Source organism: Mesorhizobium sp. WSM4815, from assembly GCF_055811575.1.
This window is the reverse complement of the sequence record NZ_JBVVQS010000098.1, coordinates 148,616-168,215: the sequence shown is the minus strand read 5'-3', so window position 1 is coordinate 168,215 and position 19,600 is coordinate 148,616. Positions and strand designations below refer to the sequence as shown.

19 protein-coding genes are annotated in these 19,600 nt (G+C 62.7%); 8 read left to right on the top strand and 11 right to left on the bottom strand.

Annotated features, from left to right (window positions below; all coding sequences use genetic code 11):
- Positions 1–49: 49 nt before the first annotated feature.
- From lon to clpP, 3 genes are all read right to left on the bottom strand, one after another.
- The gene (lon, locus tag AC0L2B_RS21930) at positions 50–2,461 is read right to left on the bottom strand and encodes an endopeptidase La (protein ID WP_128182053.1); all 2,412 of its coding nucleotides are present in this window, start codon (positions 2,459–2,461) and stop codon (positions 50–52) included.
- Positions 2,462–2,780: 319 nt separating this feature from the next.
- Positions 2,781–4,055 carry an ATP-dependent Clp protease ATP-binding subunit ClpX gene (gene clpX / locus AC0L2B_RS21925; protein WP_027155315.1) on the bottom strand — a complete coding sequence of 425 codons (1,275 nt, stop codon included), beginning with the start codon at positions 4,053–4,055 and terminating at the stop codon, positions 2,781–2,783.
- A gap of 294 nt (positions 4,056–4,349) precedes the next feature.
- Complete coding sequence (clpP, locus tag AC0L2B_RS21920) at positions 4,350–4,979, bottom strand: ATP-dependent Clp endopeptidase proteolytic subunit ClpP (protein WP_128170025.1); 630 nt, start codon at positions 4,977–4,979, stop codon at positions 4,350–4,352.
- Between the two features lie 334 nt (positions 4,980–5,313).
- On the opposite strand from clpP, the gene AC0L2B_RS21915 reads away from it, so the two are divergent.
- Positions 5,314–5,904, top strand: coding sequence for a hypothetical protein (locus AC0L2B_RS21915; RefSeq protein WP_473746787.1), 591 nt, complete (start codon positions 5,314–5,316; stop codon positions 5,902–5,904).
- A gap of 1 nt (position 5,905) precedes the next feature.
- On the opposite strand, the gene AC0L2B_RS21910 is transcribed toward AC0L2B_RS21915, so the two are convergent.
- A complete protein-coding gene (locus AC0L2B_RS21910; protein WP_473746786.1) occupies positions 5,906–7,009 on the bottom strand; it encodes an NAD(P)/FAD-dependent oxidoreductase in 1,104 nt (367 codons plus the stop codon).
- A gap of 104 nt (positions 7,010–7,113) precedes the next feature.
- Here AC0L2B_RS21910 and AC0L2B_RS21905 point away from each other — a divergent pair, with 104 nt between their 5' ends.
- Complete coding sequence (locus AC0L2B_RS21905; protein ID WP_473746785.1) at positions 7,114–8,367, top strand: cytochrome P450; 1,254 nt, start codon at positions 7,114–7,116, stop codon at positions 8,365–8,367.
- Here AC0L2B_RS21905 and AC0L2B_RS21900 read toward each other — a convergent pair whose 3' ends face one another.
- The 5 genes from AC0L2B_RS21900 to AC0L2B_RS21880 form a co-directional block, all read right to left on the bottom strand.
- Positions 8,368–8,718, bottom strand: a complete 351-nt coding sequence (locus AC0L2B_RS21900; RefSeq protein WP_091591484.1) for a cupin domain-containing protein — start codon at positions 8,716–8,718, stop codon at positions 8,368–8,370.
- A gap of 22 nt (positions 8,719–8,740) precedes the next feature.
- Entirely contained in the window at positions 8,741–10,021 is a 1,281-nt protein-coding gene (locus AC0L2B_RS21895) for an O-acetylhomoserine aminocarboxypropyltransferase (RefSeq protein ID WP_473746784.1), read from the bottom strand.
- 221 nt (positions 10,022–10,242) lie between these two features.
- Complete coding sequence (locus AC0L2B_RS21890; protein WP_473746783.1) at positions 10,243–10,764, bottom strand: CoA-binding protein; 522 nt, start codon at positions 10,762–10,764, stop codon at positions 10,243–10,245.
- A 107-nt stretch (positions 10,765–10,871) separates the two neighbouring features.
- Positions 10,872–11,294: a VOC family protein gene (locus tag AC0L2B_RS21885; protein ID WP_287054895.1), complete on the bottom strand. Its 423-nt coding sequence runs from the start codon at positions 11,292–11,294 to the stop codon at positions 10,872–10,874.
- A gap of 2 nt (positions 11,295–11,296) precedes the next feature.
- Positions 11,297–12,118 (bottom strand): enoyl-CoA hydratase, encoded by an 822-nt coding sequence (locus AC0L2B_RS21880; protein WP_473746782.1) that lies wholly within the window; start codon positions 12,116–12,118, stop codon positions 11,297–11,299.
- A gap of 180 nt (positions 12,119–12,298) precedes the next feature.
- Between AC0L2B_RS21880 and AC0L2B_RS21875 the strand changes: the two genes are divergently transcribed.
- The 4 genes from AC0L2B_RS21875 to rpsI all read left to right on the top strand — a co-directional run bounded on the left by AC0L2B_RS21875 (position 12,299) and on the right by rpsI (position 14,716).
- Positions 12,299–12,763 carry a PaaI family thioesterase gene (locus tag AC0L2B_RS21875; protein WP_473507420.1) on the top strand — a complete coding sequence of 155 codons (465 nt, stop codon included), beginning with the start codon at positions 12,299–12,301 and terminating at the stop codon, positions 12,761–12,763.
- Positions 12,764–12,851: 88 nt separating this feature from the next.
- A complete protein-coding gene (locus AC0L2B_RS21870) occupies positions 12,852–13,502 on the top strand; it encodes a LysE family translocator (RefSeq protein WP_473746781.1) in 651 nt (216 codons plus the stop codon).
- Positions 13,503–13,767: 265 nt separating this feature from the next.
- Positions 13,768–14,232, top strand: coding sequence for a 50S ribosomal protein L13 (rplM, locus tag AC0L2B_RS21865; RefSeq protein ID WP_091591498.1), 465 nt, complete (start codon positions 13,768–13,770; stop codon positions 14,230–14,232).
- A gap of 1 nt (position 14,233) precedes the next feature.
- Positions 14,234–14,716 carry a 30S ribosomal protein S9 gene (rpsI, locus tag AC0L2B_RS21860; protein WP_287363272.1) on the top strand — a complete coding sequence of 161 codons (483 nt, stop codon included), beginning with the start codon at positions 14,234–14,236 and terminating at the stop codon, positions 14,714–14,716.
- Between the two features lie 72 nt (positions 14,717–14,788).
- Here rpsI and AC0L2B_RS21855 read toward each other — a convergent pair whose 3' ends face one another.
- A complete protein-coding gene (locus AC0L2B_RS21855) occupies positions 14,789–15,697 on the bottom strand; it encodes a LysR family transcriptional regulator (protein ID WP_473746780.1) in 909 nt (302 codons plus the stop codon).
- Positions 15,698–15,785: 88 nt separating this feature from the next.
- Between AC0L2B_RS21855 and AC0L2B_RS21850 the strand changes: the two genes are divergently transcribed.
- Positions 15,786–16,658, top strand: a complete 873-nt coding sequence (locus AC0L2B_RS21850; RefSeq protein ID WP_473746779.1) for an aldo/keto reductase family oxidoreductase — start codon at positions 15,786–15,788, stop codon at positions 16,656–16,658.
- Positions 16,659–17,102: 444 nt separating this feature from the next.
- Here AC0L2B_RS21850 and AC0L2B_RS21845 read toward each other — a convergent pair whose 3' ends face one another.
- Positions 17,103–18,161: a glycerophosphodiester phosphodiesterase family protein gene (locus AC0L2B_RS21845; RefSeq protein WP_473746778.1), complete on the bottom strand. Its 1,059-nt coding sequence runs from the start codon at positions 18,159–18,161 to the stop codon at positions 17,103–17,105.
- A 412-nt stretch (positions 18,162–18,573) separates the two neighbouring features.
- Between AC0L2B_RS21845 and speB the strand changes: the two genes are divergently transcribed.
- On the top strand, positions 18,574–19,581 hold the full coding sequence (gene speB / locus AC0L2B_RS21840) for an agmatinase (RefSeq protein WP_236378085.1): 1,008 nt from the start codon (positions 18,574–18,576) through the stop codon (positions 19,579–19,581).
- Positions 19,582–19,600 lie beyond the last annotated feature (19 nt).

Genomic DNA, 19,600 nt, shown 5'->3' with positions numbered 1-19,600 from the left:
CCGGGCTCTAGGCCCGGCTCTCCGTTGTGCATTGCAACTTTAGCACGTGCTAATGAGCTAGCGACTTGCTGGCGTCGTCTCCGGCATCCACCGCAGCCGGCGCATTGACCGGCTCGACCCACTCGATCGCCTCCGGCATACGCACCAGCGCATGGCGCAAGACTTCACCGACCCGCCCGACCGGAACGATCTCCATACCGTTCTTCACGTTGTCCGGAATCTCCGCCAGATCCTTGGCGTTGTCTTCCGGGATCAGCACCTTCTTGATGCCGCCGCGCAGTGCTGCAAGCAGCTTCTCCTTGAGCCCGCCGATCGGCAGCACTCTGCCGCGCAGCGTGATCTCGCCGGTCATCGCCACGTCGGCCCTGACCGGGATGCCGGTCAGCACCGAGACGATCGCCGTCGCCATCGCCACGCCCGCCGACGGTCCGTCCTTGGGCGTTGCGCCTTCGGGCACGTGGACGTGGATGTCGCGCTTGTCGAACAGCGGCGGCTCGACGCCGAAATCGAGAGCCCGCGAGCGGACATACGAGGCCGCCGCCGAGATCGATTCCTTCATCACGTCGCGCAGATTGCCGGTCACCGTCATGCGGCCCTTGCCGGGCATCATAACGCCTTCGATCGTCAGCAGCTCGCCGCCGACTTCCGTCCAGGCGAGCCCGGTGACGACGCCGACCTGATCGTCGGCCTCGACCTGGCCGAAGCGGAAGCGCGGAACACCAAGGTAATCGGCGAGATTGTCCGCCGTGATGTCGACCGTCTTCTTCTTCGTCTTCAGGATCTCGGTCACCGCCTTGCGGCCGAGCTTCATCAGCTCGCGCTCCAGGCTCCTGACGCCCGCTTCACGGGTGTAGGTCTGGATGATGCCGCGGATCGCGTCCTCGCCGACGGAGAACTCCTTCGGCTGCAGAGCGTGATCGCGGATCACCTTCGGCATCAGGTGGCGCTTGGCGATCTCGATCTTCTCGTCCTCGGTGTAGCCGGCGATACGAATGATCTCCATGCGGTCCATCAAGGGTGCCGGGATGTTCAACGTGTTCGCCGTGGTCACGAACATCACGCTCGACAGGTCGTATTCGACCTCGAGATAGTGGTCCATGAACGTCGAGTTCTGCTCGGGATCGAGCACCTCGAGCAACGCCGACGACGGATCGCCGCGGAAATCCTGGCCCATCTTGTCGATCTCGTCGAGCAGGAAGAGCGGGTTGGACTTCTTCGCCTTCTTCATCGACTGGATGACCTTGCCGGGCATCGAGCCGATATAGGTGCGCCGGTGACCGCGGATCTCGGCCTCGTCGCGCACGCCGCCCAGCGCCATGCGGATGAACTCGCGGCCGGTCGCCTTGGCGATCGACTTGCCGAGCGAGGTCTTGCCGACGCCGGGAGGTCCGACGAGGCACAGGATCGGCCCCTTCAGCTTCTTCTGGCGGCTCTGCACGGCGAGATATTCGACGATGCGGTCCTTGACCTTGTCGAGGCCGAAATGGTCGGTGTCGAGCACGTTCTGCGCGAAGGCCAGATCCTGCTTGACCTTGGAGTTCTTGCCCCACGGTATCGACAGGATCCAGTCGAGATAGTTGCGCACGACGGTCGATTCAGCCGACATCGGCGACATCGTCCGCAGCTTCTTCAGTTCGGCTTCCGCCTTTTCGCGGGCCTCTTTGGAGAGCTTGGTCTTCTTGATGCGCGCCTCGATCTCGGCGGCCTCGTCGCGGCCGTCCTCGCCCTCGCCGAGCTCCTTCTGGATCGCCTTCATCTGCTCGTTGAGGTAGTATTCGCGCTGCGTCTTCTCCATCTGGCGCTTGACGCGCGAGCGGATGCGCTTCTCGACCTGCAGGACGGAGATTTCGGCTTCCATGAAGCCCATCGCCTTTTCCAGCCGCTCCTTGACCGAAAGCGTGGCCAGCATCTCCTGCTTCTCGGGGATCTTGATGGCGAGATGCGAGGCGACCGTATCGGCGAGCTTGGAATAGTCGTCGATCTGGCTGGCGGCACCGACCACTTCGGGCGAGATCTTCTTGTTCAGCTTGACGTAGTTCTCGAAGTCGGTGACGACGGAACGGGCCAGCGCCTCGACCTCGACCTCTTCCTCATCCGGTTCGACCAGTGCTGCGGCGCGGGCCTCGTGGAAGTCGGGACGGTCGGTGAACGAAACGATTTTCGCGCGCGAGGCGCCTTCGACCAGCACCTTGACGGTGCCGTCCGGCAGCTTCAGCAACTGCAGCACATTGGCGAGCGTGCCGATGTCGAAGATCGCATCGGACTCGGGATCGTCATCGGCGGCATTCATCTGGGTCGCAAGCAGGATCTGCTTTTCCTGACCCATCACCTCTTCCAGCGCCTTGATCGACTTTTCACGCCCGACAAAGAGCGGAACGATCATGTGCGGGAACACCACGATGTCGCGCAGTGGGAGGACTGCGAAGACGCCGTCGCTGGGAGCCTTGGATATTTTGGCCATTGTCCAACCTTTCATGTCGCGACCGCCAATCGGCCAACCGCGATTCTCATATTAACGACCGGGGATGGTTCCGCCTACCACCGTTTGTGACGGGAGTTTTACAGCACAGAATTCGGCGCCACGGCCTTCTTCCGTTAGTTGGAGGCACGCGAGGCAAAGATCAAGGGTCGACACGAAACCGTTCATCCAATCCGTCATAATCCGTTCATCAAGTCTGGCCATTCATCACAAGTCGGGCCGTTCATCATAGCCTGCCCATCGCAAACGGCAAAACGGCGCCTTGCGGCGCCGTTTGAAGAACTCCACTACAGGACTGACGTCAGGCGCTGACGTTGCCCTTCTTTTCCTTCTGCTCGGAATAGATGTAGAGCGGCCTGGCGTTGCCGGACACCACCTCTTCCGAAATAACCACTTCGCGCACGCCTTCCAGCGCCGGCAGCTCGAACATCGTGTCGAGCAGGATCGCCTCCATGATCGAGCGCAGGCCGCGCGCGCCGGTCTTGCGCTCGATGGCGCGCTTGGCGATCGCCGACAGCGCGTTCTCGTGGAAGGTCAGGTCGACATTCTCCATCTCGAACAGCCGCTGGTACTGCTTGACCAGCGCGTTCTTCGGCTCGGTCAGGATCTGGATCAGCGCCGGCTCGTCGAGGTCCTCCAGCGTTGCCAGGACCGGGAGGCGGCCGACGAACTCGGGAATGAGGCCGAACTTCAACAGATCTTCCGGCTCGACCAGACGGAAAACGTCGCCGGTGCGGCGATCCTCGGGCGACGCGACGGTGGCGCCGAAGCCGATCGAGGTCTTGCGGCCGCGATCCGAGATGATCTTGTCCAGCCCGGCGAAGGCGCCACCGCAGATGAACAGGATGTTGGCGGTGTCGACCTGGAGGAATTCCTGCTGCGGATGCTTCCTGCCGCCCTGCGGCGGTACGGAAGCGACCGTGCCTTCCATGATCTTCAACAGCGCCTGCTGGACGCCCTCGCCCGACACGTCACGGGTGATCGAGGGATTGTCCGACTTGCGCGAAATCTTGTCGATCTCGTCGATGTAGACGATGCCGCGCTGGGCCCGCTCGACATTGTAGTCGGCCGACTGCAACAGCTTGAGGATGATGTTCTCGACATCCTCGCCGACATAGCCGGCCTCGGTCAGCGTCGTCGCATCGGCCATGGTGAACGGCACGTCGATGATGCGGGCCAGCGTCTGCGCAAGCAGCGTCTTGCCGCAGCCGGTCGGGCCGATCAGCAAGATATTGGACTTCGCCAGCTCGACGTCGTTGTTCTTGCCGGCATGCGCGAGGCGCTTGTAGTGGTTGTGGACGGCCACCGACAGCACGCGCTTGGCGTAGGGCTGGCCGATGACGTAGTCGTCGAGAACCTTGAGGATCTCCTGCGGGGTCGGCACGCCCTCGCGCGACTTCACCATCGAGGTCTTGTTCTCCTCGCGGATGATGTCCATGCAGAGCTCGACGCATTCGTCGCAGATGAACACCGTCGGGCCGGCGATCAGCTTGCGCACCTCGTGCTGGCTTTTGCCGCAAAACGAGCAATAAAGCGTGTTCTTGGAATCACCGCCGCTGTTGCCGACCTTGCTCATTTTCATGTCCTTTCATAGCCGCCCGCCGATGGTCTGGTTGAAAGGGCGCATAACTCAATCTATCGCGGGAAATCGCCGCCGCCAGTAGTCCGGCTCCCGCAACGCATTCCATACGAAACACATATCAGAAAACGTCGCAATGATTCGCATCAACCCCGCACAAAGCTAAGCCGTCGAAAATCAACATAGGCTTAACGTAGGCAATCGCTCCCGTCGAGGGAACAGCCAATTGTGGCCGAAATGCCGCAAGCGGCATCAAAAGCGTGTTTTCCCGCCATCCAGCTGCCACCGGGCTTATGTGGCAAGACCCTCGATCGGCTCACGCGACGAAATGACCTTGTCGATGAGGCCGAATTCCCTGGCCTCGTCGGAGGTCATGAAATGGTCGCGGTCGAGCGTCCTTTCAATCTCGTCGTAGCTCTTGCCGGTGTGCTTGACATAGACCTCGTTGAGGCGGCGCTTCAGCTTGATGATGTCCTGGGCGTGGCGCTCGATGTCGGAAGCCTGGCCCTGAAAACCACCGGAAGGCTGGTGGACCATGATGCGGGCGTTCGGCGTGGCGAAGCGCATGCCCTTTTCGCCGGCGGTGAGAAGCAGCGAGCCCATCGAGGCGGCCTGGCCGATGCACAGCGTCGCCACCGCCGGCTTGATGAACTGCATGGTGTCGTAGATCGCCATGCCCGAGGTGACGACGCCGCCGGGCGAATTGATGTAGAGGTTGATTTCCTTCTTCGGATTCTCCGCTTCGAGGAACAGGAGCTGCGCGCAGACCAGCGTCGCCATGCCGTCCTCGACCGGACCGGTGATGAAAATGATGCGCTCTTTCAGGAGCCGCGAGAAAATGTCGTAGGCCCGCTCGCCGCGATTGGTCTGCTCGACCACCATCGGAACGAGGTTCATGTAGGTTTCGACGGGGTTCTTCATGGACTATCCCTTATTGAAGACGGGATTCCGGCGCCGGAGATGAGCAAGTCGGGCAGAATCGGTTCTGGATCGTTATTCCTGTAAATAGGATGTCGGCTCACCCTAGCGCAAGGCCGCCCCTCCTAGCCATCCGGTTAAGTCGAATCAAGGTTTCTGCACAGAATTCGCCCAAAGCTGCGCCGGCTGCTGTTGAAGCGGCGCGGCGCCTCCGCCGTGTAACAGTTTCTTAACCGCGTCGCTTAACGAAATGTGCCGAAACTGCTTTCCCGGGACACGGCTTCCCCTACAATTCAACGTTGAGCTTGCGTGGAAAGTTCAAACTGGGGGGAGTGCAATGATCGGGAAAACTGCTTCCTCGGCCATCGCCAGCCTCGCCGTCCTCGGCATGGTGTCCGAAACGGCTGCCGGCGGGCGCCCCGTCGAGTGCTACGAGCAGGTCAACAGGCCGGCCATCTACGAGACCGTCTACGAAAACGTGCTCGTCAGCCCGGCCGGTCAGCAGGTGGAATCCGTTCCGGCGATCTACGGGACGCGTGAGCGGGTGGTGCAGATCGCACCGGCGCGTGTCAGCTACGAGATCGTGCCTGCCATTACCCGCACCATCTACCGCACGGTGAAGGTCGATGACGGCGGCTACTCCTGGGAATGGCGCGTCATCAACGGCCGCAAGGTGCTGTGCAAGATCAGGCACAAGGCGCGCTATCAACGGGTGGCCGAGACCGTGGTGGTGCAGCCTGAGCGCCAGCGGCGCGTCGTCAGTCCCGCCGAGTACGAGAGCATCGCCGAGGAGGTTCTGGTGCAGCCGGAGCAGCGGCGGATCGTCAATTTTCCCGCCACCTACCAGACAGTGGCGCGCCGGGTTCTGGTCCGCGAGGGCTCGTCGCGCTGGCGGCAGGTGCGTATTGCGCGGCACTGCCGGTTTTAGGTCAGACCGCCTCCGCCCGCAGCCACGCTTTCAAGCCGCCGACGTCGCCATTGCCGACGGTCGCTGCGACACGCCTGCCGACCGCCGCGCCGAACTTGTAGCCGTGGCCGGAGCAGGCCGAGACGACAAGGCATTTGCCCTTCTCATGCGCCAGGAACTTTTCGTCGACGGTGAAGGTGTAGGCGCAGGTGACGACCTCGGTGACCTTGTATTCTTCGACACGGGCGATCGGCGGCGAAAACAGGTCGCGGATCGCCTCGCCCTCGCCCGCCACCGGCTGGCGGTTCCAGTCGGCATCGCTGGTCGGCACCCTGTGCAGCCCTGAGCCGAATTTCATGCCGGCGCCGCCGGACGGCGGGATCACGTAGCCGTCGACGGCGCCGCCGACGTCGAGGATGACCGGGGCCGAATGCCATGCCGCTTTCAGATCCGCCGGCGGTTCGACATAGGCGAGCGCGGTGCGCCAGGTCTTCAGCTCGCCGCCCAGCTCCGGAAACAGTTTCAGCACCCAGGCGCCTGCGGCGACGACGATGCGGTCGGCCTGCATCGTCTCGCCGCTTTCAAGCACGAGGCGGCCAGCCTCGGCGTCGACCTCCACCACCTTGCTGTTTTCGTAGACATTGGCGCCGGTTCTCCGCAGCCATTCGGCGAGGCGGGAGGCAATATTGCGACAATGCAGCGCACCACCTTCCGGCGAAAAATACGCGTAGCGGAACGAGCCGGGCTGCAGGAAGCGCCAGCGCTTGGCCGCGGCGTCCGGCTCGAACAGTTCGATCGGGTAGTTCCCGGCTTCCATGCCCTCGCGGTATTCCTCGGCTTCGTCTCCCGGCTCGCGCGAAATGCAGATGAAGCCGCGCGGGTCGAGATGGTTCTCGCCGAGATCGGCCCACATCTCGTCCCAAGCCGCATAGGCTTCGGTGATCAGCCGGCCATAACCCGAGGCTGCGCCATAGGCGCGGCGGATGATGCGGTGATGGTCGCCCGAGGCGGCAAGCGGATTGGGAATCGGTCCCTGCTCGACAATCGAGACCCGGTGCCCGGCCTTGACCAGCGACCAGGCCGTCGACAGCCCTGCAATGCCTGCGCCAACCACGATCACATTCATAAAGTCAGTCTTTCCGCAGCCGCGCCGGCTGGCCAACACGAAGGATCACCGGGCGCCAACATACGGTCTGGCGTCAAGCTGGCAAGCCGCGCTAATGATCCACAATGACCGATTTGGTGCCACCGACTTACCTGGCCTTCAATCCGGCCACCCGCCATGTGCGGCTCGATCCGCACGAGGCGGCTTTCTTCCAGAACCCCTATGCGGCCTATGCCTTCATGCATGGCGCATCGAATGTCTTCTTCTGGGAAGAGTTCGGCTTCTGGTGCTTTGGCGGCTTCGACGACGTCAGCCGGCTGCTGCGCGACCGCCGCTTCGGCCGCCACAACCCGGCCGGCATCCCTGACAGAAGCGTCGGCCAGGACCGCACCCATCTCAGCAGCTTCGACGGCATCGAGGCCAATTCGATGCTGGAGCTGGAACCGCCCGTTCACACCAGGCTCAGAACGCTGGTCAACCGCGCCTTCGTCTCGCGCCAGGTCGAGCGGCTGAGGCCGCGCGTCGAGGCGCTGGCCAACGAGCTGATCGACCGTTTCGAGCCGGGCCAGGTCGACCTGCTGCCAGCCTTCGCATCGCCTTTGCCGATCACCATCATTGCCGAGATGCTCGGCGTGCCGGTCGAGATGGGGCCGCAACTCCTCGACTGGTCACATCGGATGGTCGCCATGTACATGCACGGCCGCACCCGCCAAACGGAAGAGACGGCCAATCGCGCAGCACATGATTTTTCGGATTTCCTGCGCGGCCATGTTGCCGAGCGGCGCAAAAAACCCGGCGACGATCTGCTGTCGCTGCTGATCTCGGCGCAAGACGATGGCCAAAGACTCTCTGAGGACGAGCTGGTGTCCTCGGCGATCCTGCTGCTCAATGCCGGCCACGAGGCGACCGTCCACCAGACCGGCAATGCGGTGCGCGCTATCCTCGCGCAAGGCGGCGACCCGCGCCGCTTCTTCACCTCGCCGCAAACGACCACCGCCACGGTCGAGGAATGCCTGCGCTTCGACGCGCCGCTGCACATGTTCACGCGTTATGCCTATGAAGAGATCGAGGTCGGTCCCGGTATCATCGTGCGGCCGGGCGAGACGATTGGCCTGCTGCTCGGCATGGCCAATCACGACCCGGCGGCCTTTGCCGAACCCCTCGCCTTCCGGCCGGATCGCGCCGACCAGAAGAACGTCTCGTTCGGCGCCGGCATTCATTTCTGCATCGGCGCGCCGCTCGCCCGGCTCGAATTGCAGGTATCGCTGAAAGCCTTGTTCGACCGGCTGCCGCGGCTGCATCTGGCCGAACAGCAGCGTTTTCGCGACACCTATCATTTCCACGGGCTGGAAAGACTCGTCGTGCACACCGGGCAATGATCAAAGCTTGATCACATACTCCTTGCGTGTCGTTTCAAGCACTTCCCAGCTTCCCTTAAAGCCTGGCCTGAGCACGAAACTGTCGCCGGCCCTGACGGTGCGCGCCTCGCCGCCCTCCTCTGAAATCACCGAAACGCCCGACAGGATGTGGCAAAACTCCCACTCGTCGTATTCGATGCGCCATTTGCCCGGGGTCGCCTCCCAGATGCCGGCATAGAGGCCACCGTCGCGTTCCTCGACATTCCAGGTGCGGAACTTTGGATCGCCTGAAATCAGGCGATCCGGCGCCGGCGCTCCAGGTTCCGGCTCGACGCTTTCAATATCGACGGAGAGGAACTTTGGCGCGGTCATGGAAAACTCCTTGCAGCAGGGGTCAGACCTTGGCGAGAGCCTGTTCCAGATCGGCGACGATGTCGTTGACATCCTCGATGCCGACCGACAGCCTGACCGTATCCGGCCCAGCGCCGGCCGCGACCTTCTGCTCGTCGGACAGTTGCCGATGCGTGGTCGATGCCGGATGGATAACCAGCGACTTGGTGTCGCCGACATTGGCGAGGTGCGAGAACAGTTCGAGCGCCTCGACGAATTTGATGCCCGCCGCATAGCCGCCCTTCAGGCCGAAGGTGAACACGGCACCGGCGCCAAGCGGCGAGTACTTCTTCTGCAGCGCATTGTTGTTGTCGCTGGGCAGGCCGGGATAGGACACCCAGGCGATTTTTGGGTGGTTGGACAGCCACGCGGCGACGGTGACCGCATTGTCGCAATGGCGCTGCATCCTGAGCGGCAGGGTTTCCAGGCCGGTCAGGATCAAGAACGCATTGAAGGGCGAGATCGCCGGGCCCATGTCGCGCAGGCCGAGCACGCGCGCGGCAATGGCGAAAGCGAAATTGCCAAATGTTTCGTGCAGGACGAGGCCGCCATATTCGGGGCGCGGCTCAGACAGCATCGGATATTTGCCGGATTTCGACCAGTCGAAGGTGCCGCCGTCGACAATGGCGCCGCCGATGGAATTGCCGTGGCCGCCGATGAACTTGGTCAGCGAATGCACGACAATGTCGGCGCCATGCTCGATCGGCCGCACCAGATAGGGCGAGGCCAGCGTGTTGTCGACGATCAGCGGCAGGCCATGCTTGCGGGCGATGTCGCCGATCTTTTCGATGTCGACGAAGACGCCGCCCGGATTGGCCAGGCTCTCGATGAAGATCGCCTTGGTCCTTTCGTCGATCTGGCTTTCGAAGGTCGAGATGTCGTTGGTGTCGGCCCAGCGCACCTGCCAGCCGAAATTCTTGAAGGCCTGGCCAAACTGGTTGATCGAGCCGCCGTAAAGCCTTGTCGCGGCGACGAAATTGTCGCCGGGCTGCATCAGGTTGTGGAACACAAGCACCTGCGCGGCATGGCCCGACGCGACGGCCAAACCCGCGGTGCCGCCTTCGAGTGCCGCGATACGCTCTTCCAGCACCGCCTGCGTCGGGTTCATGATCCGGGTATAGATGTTGCCGAAGGCTTTTAGCCCGAACAGCGAGGCGGCATGGTCGGCATCATCGAAGACAAAGGAGGTCGTCTGGTAGATCGGCGTGGCACGCGCGCCGGTCGCCGGATCGGGCTTGGCGCCGGCATGGACGGCGAGCGTGTTGAAACCGGGCGTGCGGGTCATGGATTACCTCCCCTGAATGCTGAATGCTGAATGCTGAATGCTGAGTGGTGAATGGTGAATGGTGAATGGTGAATGGTGAATGGTGAATGGTGAATGGTGAATGGTGAATGGTGAAGGCAAGGTCGGCCAGCCCCATCCTGATTGCAAGCGGCTCATATGCCGCTGTGGCCGCCTTCCCGAAAAATCCTTCTATTCACCATTCACTATTCACCATTCACCACCTACTTCCGGCGGACGCCAAAACTCTGGAATCCCGGCCGCATCAGCGGCTTCTTCGACGACAGCACGCCTGAGTTGACGCCGGTCCAGCCGATCTCGCCCGACAGCTTGCCATATTCGATCTTGGGGCAGCGGTTCATCACCACATTCATGCCGGCGGCCTCGGCGCGTGCGGCTGCCTCGTCATGGCGCACGCCAAGCTGCATCCAGATGACGTTCGGCAACGGATCGAGCCGCAAGACCTCGTCGACAACGCCCGGCACCGCCGCCGAGCCGCGAAAGACGTCGACCATGTCGATCGGCTCGGGAACATCGGCGAGCCTGACATAGGTCATCCGGCCAAGGATTTCCTTGCCGGCCTGGCCGGGATTGATCGGGAACACCGAAAAGCCCTTGCCCAGCAGGTATTTCAGCACGAAATAGCTCGGCCGCACATCGTTGGCGGACGCGCCGACCATGGCGATGGTCTTCACCGAATTGAGGATGCCGGCGATATAGGCATTGTCGTAGGCGTCATGGTTCATGCCTCTTCCTCATACAGAGCCTCGGCGAGAAAACCATCCGGATCGTTGCAGAAAACTGCGCATCATGCGGAAATGATCGGTATCGTCGAAAGCGGTGGGAAACGCGCTCAACCCGGCAGCGAGATGCTGCCGTCTTCCGCGATCGGAAAAGCCGGATTGTGCGCCACTTCCCAGACATGCCCTTCGGTGTCGGCGAAATAGCCATACCAGCCGCCCCAGAAGGCGCGGCCGGCCGGCTTGACGATGCGGCCGCCGGCCTTCTCGGCCATCGTCAGCACGTCATCGACCTCCGCGTCGGAGCGGGTGTTGTAGGCGAGGTAGATCGCCGACGGCGCCGTGCCGAAGGTGATGCCCGAATCCTCTTCGGCGCTTGCGCGCGGGAACAGGCCGAGAATGACGCCGCCCATCTGGAAGAAGGCGACGCCGTCGGTGATGCCGGCATGGCGGGTCAGGCCCATCGCCTCGTAGAAGCGTGTGGCGCGCTCGAGATCGTCGACGGCGATGGTGATGATGGAGATGCGGGCTTCCATATCTAGTCGTCCGTCCATTCGGGCTTGCGCTTGCCGATGAAGGCGCCGATGCCTTCTTCTGCGTCGCGCGCCAGCATGTTGTCGACCATGACGCGGCCGGTATAGGCGTAGGCCTCGGCCAGCCCCATCTCGGCCTGCGCGTAGAAGGCTTCCTTGCCGGTCTTGACCACCAAAGACGATTTGGCAGCAATGGTTTGCGCATATTTGGTGACAATCTGATTCAGATATTCGCGCGGCACCACGCGATTGATGAGACCGAATTCCTTGGCCGTCGCTGCATCGATGGTCTCGCCGGTCAAAAGCATCTCCATCGCATGCTTGCGCGAGACGTTGCGTGACAGCGCCACCATCGGCGTCGAGCAGAACAGGCCGATATTGACGCCCGGCGTGCAGAAGGTCGCCTCGTGCGAGGCAATGGCGAGATCGCAGCTCGCCACCAGTTGCGCCCCGGCCGCCGTTGCCAGACCGTCGACCTCGGCGATGACCGGCCTGGGATGGCGCACGATCGCCTGCATCAGTGCCGCGCAAGCGGAAAACGTCTCCTCGAAGAATGCCTTGCCACGATCGGCGTCGGCGCGGCGCGCGGTCATTTCCTTGAGGTCGTGTCCGGCGCAGAACATTTTTCCGGCGGCCGCCAGGACGATGACGCGGACGGATCTGTCTGATTTCGCGCGGTCGAGTTCCGCCATCAGCGCCGCCATGACCGCCAGCGACAGCGCATTGGCCGGCGGATTGGCGAGCGTCAGGCGCAGGATGCCCTCGTCCAGTCTCGCGATAACAGGACCTTCGGCAACAGCCGGCTTGATGGCGACGATTTCGGCCATGGTCTCCAACCTCTTCATCGGCCGGCGGCATCGGATTCGCCGGCCATGGAACAAAAGAACTAGCACGCTGCCGATTGAAGAACAGCCTTAGGACGTGTTTTCTCGGCGGCGCAGCCTCGGCCAAGCGCCCTCGCCTTGAAAACCGCCGGCTATGCCGACGCCACAAACAGGAAACCGCTTATGCCTGCCCAAAACAATCTCAAGCCGGTGCTGACAGCAGAGCAAGTCAACGCGCTGATGGAGACCGTCTACCCGCAGCTCAACGACCAGTTCACCATCTACGAGGCGATCGAGGTGTTTGCGGGCGGCTGCACGGTGCGCCTGAATGCCGACGAGCGGCATTTGCGCCCCGGGGGAACCGTTTCCGGCCCGTCGCTGTTCACTTTGGCCGACATTGGCGGCTATGTCTGCGTACTTTCGCATGCCGGGCCGGATGCGCTTTCGGTCACCACCAATCTCAATATCAATTTCGTCCGCAAAGCCGAGGCAGGCCCGATCGACGGCCATTGCCGCATCCTGAAGCTGGGTAAGAGCCTGATGGTGTTCGATATCGACATCATCGCTGGAGCGGACGGACACACGGTAGCGCACGCGACGGGAACCTATTCGATCCCGCCGAAGAAGAGCTTTCAATCGCAGGCCTGATTTGCAGGACGGATACGTGTTTCCGCTCGTTCCAACGGAACGAAATGTCGGACGACACGTTCGCAGGTCCAATCAGGTCTGCAAAAACATGCCCGAACTTCCCACTTATTTGGCATTCCTGGTCGCTGTGCTCGGTTACCAACTGTCCGGTCCGGGGCCGGACATGCTTCTGGTGATCAGCCGCGGTATCGGACAGGGTTGGCGGGCAGCACTGGCAACGGCGACCGGCTGCGTTTTCGCGGGCGTGATCCAGATTCCGCTGTTGGCAATGGGACTTGCATCGCTGGTCACGTCCTCGCCTGTCGCGTATGGCCTGCTGCAACTGCTCGGAGCGGCGTACTTGATCGCAATCGGGACGAAGTTCTTGCTCACGCGCAAGGGAGCCGAAACAACCAACATCGTCGCAGCCAAGGAGGGAGGTTTGGCAGGTGCCTTTCGGCAAGGCATGATCTGCAACCTGACCAACCCTACCGCACTGGTTTTCATGCTCGCAGTACTGCCGCAGTTCGTTCATTCCTCCACAGGATCGCCGGCGATGCAATTTATCGTGCTCGGGGCCACCATGAAGGCTACGGGCCTTCTGGTCCTGGGAGCTGTAGCCTTGGCCTCAGGCGCGGTCGGCCACAGGCTGGCACGCTACGCCGGTTTTCTTGTCTGGCAAGAACGCCTGGCTGGTACGATCATGATCGCTGTTGGGATCAAACTGCTGCTGGCTGCGATTATTCCGGGACGGCGCTAGTCAAATTGTCGGAGTCAAACGCGGTATAATAATACCTCAAAGCTAACCTCTTGATTTAGCAAGGCAATCCTTCAGAGGTGGCCAGATATGCAACTTGACTGGCTAATTCCCCTCGCCTATAAGCCCTCACGGAACAGCGGCCCGCCAAAGGCCGCCGTTTTGTTATTGGCGGCGGGCGAGCGCCCGGCGTCAATTCAAGCAACAAGAAACGCCTTCCCTTTTCGTTCGTGAATGGGGGAAGGTCCGAACCGAAAGCAACAAATCCATGACAACCTTTTCGCAGAAGCCTGCGGATGTGGTGAAGAAGTGGGTGCTGATCGACGCCGAGGGTCTCGTCGTCGGCCGTCTCGCCACTGTCATCGCCAATCATCTTCGCGGCAAACACAAGCCCACCTTCACCCCGCATGTCGACGACGGCGACAATGTCATCGTCATCAATGCCGACAAGGTGGTGTTCACCGGCAAGAAATTCACCGACAAGGTCTATTACTGGCACACTGGCCACCCCGGCGGCATCAAGGAGCGCACCGCGCGCCAGCTGCTCGAAGGCCGTTTCCCCGAGCGTGTTGTCGAGAAGGCCGTCGAACGCATGATCCCGCGTGGCCCGCTCGGCCGTCGCCAGATGAAGAATCTCCGCGTCTATGCAGGCACGGAACATCCGCATGTCGCCCAGCAGCCCGTCACGCTCGACGTGGCCAAGCTGAACGCCAAGAACAAGAAGGTTTCGTAAAATGGCTGAGCTTTCCTCGCTCGCAGAACTCGGAACTGCCACCGGCAACACCAACACGCAGCCGGCTGCACCCGTCCATGTCCAGAAGCTCGACAAGTCGGGCCGCGCCTATGCCACCGGCAAGCGCAAGAACGCCATCGCCCGTGTCTGGGTGAAGCCCGGCTCCGGCAAGATCGTCATCAACGACAAGGTGTTCGCCGAATATTTCGCGCGCCCGGTCCTGCAGATGATCCTCAACCAGCCGATCATCGCCGCCAACCGCGCCGGCCAGTACGATATCGTCGCCACCGTCATCGGCGGCGGCCTTTCCGGCCAGGCCGGTGCCGTGCGCCACGGCATCTCCAAGGCGCTGACCTATTACGAGCCGGCGCTGCGCGGCGTGCTCAAGAAGGGCGGCTTCCTGACCCGCGACAGCCGCGTCGTCGAGCGCAAGAAGTACGGCAAGGCGAAGGCCCGCCGCTCGTTCCAGTTCTCGAAGCGCTAAGCACCGCGCAGCTTCAGACATTCGAAAGGCCGCCTCCGGGCGGCCTTTTCTTTTGGTGAACCTGGCCCAAAATTAGGAACGATCGGCCGGTACCTTGATAAAATCGATAAACGCCCGCAACGGCGCCGGCACGAGACGCCGGCCGGGATAATAGAGGAACGGCCCGGGGAAGCTCTGCCACCAAGGTTCGAGGACGGGTTCGAGCGCACCGCTCTCAAAGTAAGGGCGAAGCCAATCCTCGAACAGGCTGACAATGCCGGTACCGGCGATGGCTGCATCGACGGCGAGATCGGCCGCTCCGCCCAGGGTCACGAGAAGCGGCCCCGTCGGATCGACCCGCACCACCTCGCCGTCGCGCTCGAATTCCCATGGCGGCATCGCCCCGCTGGCGAAGCGGCCGCGCAGGCAGGCGTGGCCGAGCAGATCGCGCGGGTGTTGCGGCCGGCCATGGCGATCAAGGTAGGCAGGGCTGGCGGCGGTGGCAAAGCACTGCAGGCGCGGTCCGATCGGCACCGCGATCATGTCCTGTTCCAGCCGCTCGTCGTAACGGATGCCGGCATCGCAACCTGCCGCCAGGACGTCGACAAAGCTCTCCTCGGCGATCACCTCCAGCCGGATGCCGGGATAGGCAGCGAGAAAACCCGGGACGATGCTGGGCAGCACCAGCCGCGCCGCGCTGACCGGCACGTTGAGGCGCAACGTACCTGCAGGCCTGTCGCGGAAGCCATTCACAACGTCGAGGGCCGATTCCACCTCGGTCAAGGCAGGGCCGAGCCGAGCCAGCAAGCTCGCGCCCGCTTCGGTCAGGACGACGCTGCGGGTCGTCCGGTTGAGCAGCCTGACACCGAGCTGCGTCTCGAGGCGGCGCACCGCCTCGCTCAAGCCCGACGCACTGCCGCCGTTGGCGCGGGCGGCATCGCGAAAACCCTTGGCCCGCGCTACGGCGACGAAGGCGTTGAGGTCTCCGAGGTCGATCTTCATTGTTCGACATTCCGTACAGCCCGTGCGGAATGTACCCAATTATCGTGAGATCGGACAGCGCCTATCTCAACCTGAACGGAGATAGACCATGTCCAGCATTGACCTTTCCGGCACGTTCACTCTCGGCGACCGCACTGTGAAGCGGCTCGGCTACGGCGCCATGCAGCTCGCAGGACCCGGCGCCTTTGGTCCGCCCAAGAACCATGGCGCGGCATTGGCCGTGCTGCGCGAAGCTGTTGCGCGCGGGGTCAATCACATAGACACCAGCGATTTCTACGGCCCGCACGTTACCAATCTGCTCATCCGCGAGGCGCTCGCGCCCTATCGCGACGACCTCGTCATTGTCACCAAGATCGGCGCCCGGCGCGGCGAAGACGGATCATGGCTCCCGGCCTTCTCGCCCGAAGCGCTGACGGAGGCGGTGCACGACAATCTGCGCAATCTCGGGCTCGACGTGCTGGACGTCGTCAATCTCAGGATCATGTTCGACGCGCATGGCCCGGCCGAAGGCTCGATCGAGGCGCCGCTCACTGTGCTGGCCGAGCTTCAGCGACAGGGCCTGGCGCGTCATATCGGGCTCAGCAATGTCACGCCGGCGCAGATCGAAGAGGCGCGACGGATCGCCAGGATCGTCTGCGTGCAGAACCAATACAATCTGGCGCACCGGGGCGACGATGCCTTGATCGACCAACTCGCCCGCGACGGTATCGCCTATGTGCCGTTCTTTCCGCTCGGCGGCTTCAACCCGCTGCAGTCGTCTACCCTGTCCGGCGTCGCTCAGCGCCTGGGCGCCACGCCGATGCAGGTCGCGCTCGCCTGGCTGCTCGGTCGCGCGCCCAATATCCTGCTCATCCCCGGCACGTCTTCCGTTGCGCATTTGCGGGAGAATCTTGCCGCGGCCGAACTTGAACTGCCGGAGGATGCCGCGAGGGAGTTGGACGGCGTGGCGATGGCGGTATGAGGATTGGCGAAAGCGGCAACGAGCCAATCTCGCCATGATCGACAGGCTGGCGGGACAGCGCCCCCCTCTGCCCTGCCGGGCACATCTCCCCCACAAGGGGGGAGATTGGCAGCTTCGCGGACAGCGCCCTTTTTGCAAGGTTGGTGGTTGGCGAAATCATTGATGAACGCCGATCTCCCCCCAAGTGGGGGAGATGTGCCCGGCAGGGCAGAGGGGGGCGCGAAGGATCGCTACAGAGCGCTTTTATTCTGAGCCGCTGCATTCTTCGGCGGATGTCACGGAATGGATCCCAGGGTCTGCAGCGCGTCGCTTCGCTCCTTGCTCCGCCCTGGGATGACGAAGGCATGGTGGCCTGTGGCTAATCCCCAGCGTCAGAGATGGCGGCTGCAGGCCGGCCGGCAGCGCGACCGCCGGTCAAAGAACCAAATCCACGGTGCAGAGGAACTAGTTGATGCTCGCCGTATTCGCCGGCTCCGCCGGGCGCGCCTCATCAGAATATGGCACGCGGTAGCCGTTTGCCGCCAGCCAGTCGATCGCCGCTTTCGGCTCGTCGGTCTGGATGATGGTGGCGCCGCGCTCGGCCCAGAAGCCGTAGGTCTCGCGCGGCAGGCTGGCGAACACCGCCAGTTCATCGCCGCGACCGCCGGCAAGGAAGCCGCCCGGCTTGTTGACGATGGCGTAGGTATTGGCCCAGATGTGCCAGTCGCCCCTTATCGCCGCGGCGCGCATGCGCGGGCTGAACAGCGGACCGCCGGTCTCGGTCAGCGTCTCGGCGCCGTCCCGCCAGTTGATCATCTCGACCGCGCGCGGCGAAAAGGCGCCGCTGACCTTCTCGGCAAAACCGGCGTCGCGAACCGCGTCGTCGGCAATGATCGGCATGAATTGGAAACCGCTGCCGATCGCGCCCATGGCTGCCTTGACAGTGGTGATCCTGGCCGGGTTCCACAGGTTCTCCTTGACGATCACCTGTTCGGCCATGCCAAGGTCACGCGCCACCGCGATCATGCCGGCCAGGCTGTCGACGTCGAGCTTGTTGTCGATGTTGACGAGGATTCTGTCCCTGGTCGCCATCAGCATCTCGCGCAGCGTAGAAACCGGCTCGTCGGTGACGGCGCCGGTGCCTTCGATCACCAGCCTGCAGGTTTTGAGTTCGGCCAGCGTGCGCTTGACCACCTCGCCCTTGCAGTTCGTCGTGCGGTCGAGCCAGCTGTCATGCATGACGACGAACTGGCCGTCCTGCGAGCGCCTGACATCGACCTCGACGATTTCGGCGCCAAGCGCGATCGATGCCTCGAGGGCGGCGATCGAGTTCTCCGCAAACAGCGTCTTGCGGGCCTGCAGGCTGCCGGCGCGGTGTGCCGCCACCATGACATGGTCGCGCCATTGGTTGGCGTGTTCGAAACGGTCAAGAATCTGCCTGGCGCGTGTTTCGCCAGCCAATGCCGAGCCAGTGAACAGCACCGAGGCGGCGGCAAGCACAAGTTTCAGCCAGGTCGTTCGCATGAGAATCGCTCCTACCGGATGCAAACCCGGATAAGCGACGCGCGTGACAGCCCAGTGAACGAAGCCGGCTTCGCAAATGCCGGAAAGTCAGGTCAATGCCGGCTGAAGCGGCTGTTCTTCAATTCGAACGACGCAATCAACTTGCCGAGATCAAGTACCGCCGTCCTGGCGGTCGGTGGCCGGCCTGGCGTGCTGAAATCTGCTGCGTTCCCCGGCTGAAAACCATCCCGCGCAAGGACGGCTGGCTACTGTCGGTTGTATTCATGCATAGCAAATTCCGGGTTGGCCATGCGGGCTCATCTGGCAAGCAAGAAGTTGTGACTGAGTTCGAACGGCCATGGCCCTCGGAAGGGGTCGCATTTCCTGGAATTATATCCAATAAGGTGGCGCTCGACGCACAGGAGACCGCTTCATGCCGAACACCAACATCGACCACGCCTTCACCGCCCGGGCCAGGACGGGTGCGTCCTTCGAGCCGACCTATGCCGGCGCGCTGTCGTTCATGCGACGCAAATACTCGAAGGACGTGAAGGGCGCGGACGCGGTGGTGTGGGGCATCCCCTTCGACGCCGCCGTCACCAACCGGCCGGGCGCGCGTTTCGGACCGCAGGCGATTCGCCGCGCCTCGACCATCCTCGACAACGACCCGCAATACCCGTTCTCGCGCGATCTGTTCGAACATCTCGCCGTGGTCGACTATGGCGATTGCCTGCTTGACAGCGGCAACCACCAGAAGACGCCGGGGACGATCGAGCGCGAGGCGGCAAAGATCCTGAAATCCGGCGCCTTCCTGCTATCGCTCGGCGGCGACCATTTCGTCACCTGGCCGCTACTCAAGGCGCATGCCGCCATCCACGGTCCGCTGGCCCTGGTGCAGTTCGACGCCCACCAGGACACTTGGCCGGACGACGGCAAGCGCATCGATCACGGCTCCTTCGTCGGCCGTGCGGTCAAGGAGGGGATTATCGATCCCGACCGTTCGATCCAGATCGGCATCCGCACCCATGCGCCCGACACCTTCGGCATCAAGATCCTGTACGGCCACGAAATCGAGGACATGCGCGCGTCCGATATCGCCTATGCCATCGTCGACCGCACCGGCGGCAAGAAGGCCTACGTCACCTTCGACATCGATTGCCTCGACCCGGCCTTCGCGCCCGGCACCGGCACACCGGTCGCCGGCGGGCCGTCCTCGGCAAAGATCCTGTCGGTGCTGCGCCAGATCAATCAGCTCGACATCGTCGGCGCCGATGTCGTGGAGGTTGCGCCGGCCTATGATCACGCCGATATAACGGCAATTGCCGGGTCGACGGTGGCCATGCACTATCTCGGGCTGCTGGCGGAACGAAAGGCCCGGCTCGAAGAGCTGAACAACGGCAATCACATTGTTGCCGGATTGAACCAGGCAAGTGGCATATAATTTCGAACTATCAGGGAAT

What these genes read in the sequence shown, in the direction of transcription:
- speB (WP_236378085.1), top strand. Translation starts at nt 18,574, where the DNA reads ATGCCGAACACCAACATCGACCACGCCTTCACCGCCCGGGCCAGGACG.
- AC0L2B_RS21895 (WP_473746784.1), bottom strand. Translation starts at nt 10,021, where the DNA reads ATGACCCGCACGCCCGGTTTCAACACGCTCGCCGTCCATGCCGGCGCC.
- AC0L2B_RS21875 (WP_473507420.1), top strand. Translation starts at nt 12,299, where the DNA reads ATGCCTGCCCAAAACAATCTCAAGCCGGTGCTGACAGCAGAGCAAGTC.
- rpsI (WP_287363272.1), top strand. Translation starts at nt 14,234, where the DNA reads ATGGCTGAGCTTTCCTCGCTCGCAGAACTCGGAACTGCCACCGGCAAC.
- rplM (WP_091591498.1), top strand. Translation starts at nt 13,768, where the DNA reads ATGACAACCTTTTCGCAGAAGCCTGCGGATGTGGTGAAGAAGTGGGTG.
- AC0L2B_RS21870 (WP_473746781.1), top strand. Translation starts at nt 12,852, where the DNA reads ATGCCCGAACTTCCCACTTATTTGGCATTCCTGGTCGCTGTGCTCGGT.
- AC0L2B_RS21910 (WP_473746786.1), bottom strand. Translation starts at nt 7,009, where the DNA reads ATGAATGTGATCGTGGTTGGCGCAGGCATTGCAGGGCTGTCGACGGCC.
- AC0L2B_RS21845 (WP_473746778.1), bottom strand. Translation starts at nt 18,161, where the DNA reads ATGCGAACGACCTGGCTGAAACTTGTGCTTGCCGCCGCCTCGGTGCTG.
- AC0L2B_RS21885 (WP_287054895.1), bottom strand. Translation starts at nt 11,294, where the DNA reads ATGGAAGCCCGCATCTCCATCATCACCATCGCCGTCGACGATCTCGAG.
- lon (WP_128182053.1), bottom strand. Translation starts at nt 2,461, where the DNA reads ATGGCCAAAATATCCAAGGCTCCCAGCGACGGCGTCTTCGCAGTCCTC.
- AC0L2B_RS21900 (WP_091591484.1), bottom strand. Translation starts at nt 8,718, where the DNA reads ATGACCGCGCCAAAGTTCCTCTCCGTCGATATTGAAAGCGTCGAGCCG.
- clpX (WP_027155315.1), bottom strand. Translation starts at nt 4,055, where the DNA reads ATGAGCAAGGTCGGCAACAGCGGCGGTGATTCCAAGAACACGCTTTAT.
- AC0L2B_RS21850 (WP_473746779.1), top strand. Translation starts at nt 15,786, where the DNA reads ATGTCCAGCATTGACCTTTCCGGCACGTTCACTCTCGGCGACCGCACT.
- AC0L2B_RS21880 (WP_473746782.1), bottom strand. Translation starts at nt 12,118, where the DNA reads ATGGCCGAAATCGTCGCCATCAAGCCGGCTGTTGCCGAAGGTCCTGTT.
- AC0L2B_RS21855 (WP_473746780.1), bottom strand. Translation starts at nt 15,697, where the DNA reads ATGAAGATCGACCTCGGAGACCTCAACGCCTTCGTCGCCGTAGCGCGG.
- AC0L2B_RS21915 (WP_473746787.1), top strand. Translation starts at nt 5,314, where the DNA reads ATGATCGGGAAAACTGCTTCCTCGGCCATCGCCAGCCTCGCCGTCCTC.
- AC0L2B_RS21905 (WP_473746785.1), top strand. Translation starts at nt 7,114, where the DNA reads ATGACCGATTTGGTGCCACCGACTTACCTGGCCTTCAATCCGGCCACC.
- AC0L2B_RS21890 (WP_473746783.1), bottom strand. Translation starts at nt 10,764, where the DNA reads ATGAACCATGACGCCTACGACAATGCCTATATCGCCGGCATCCTCAAT.
- clpP (WP_128170025.1), bottom strand. Translation starts at nt 4,979, where the DNA reads ATGAAGAACCCCGTCGAAACCTACATGAACCTCGTTCCGATGGTGGTC.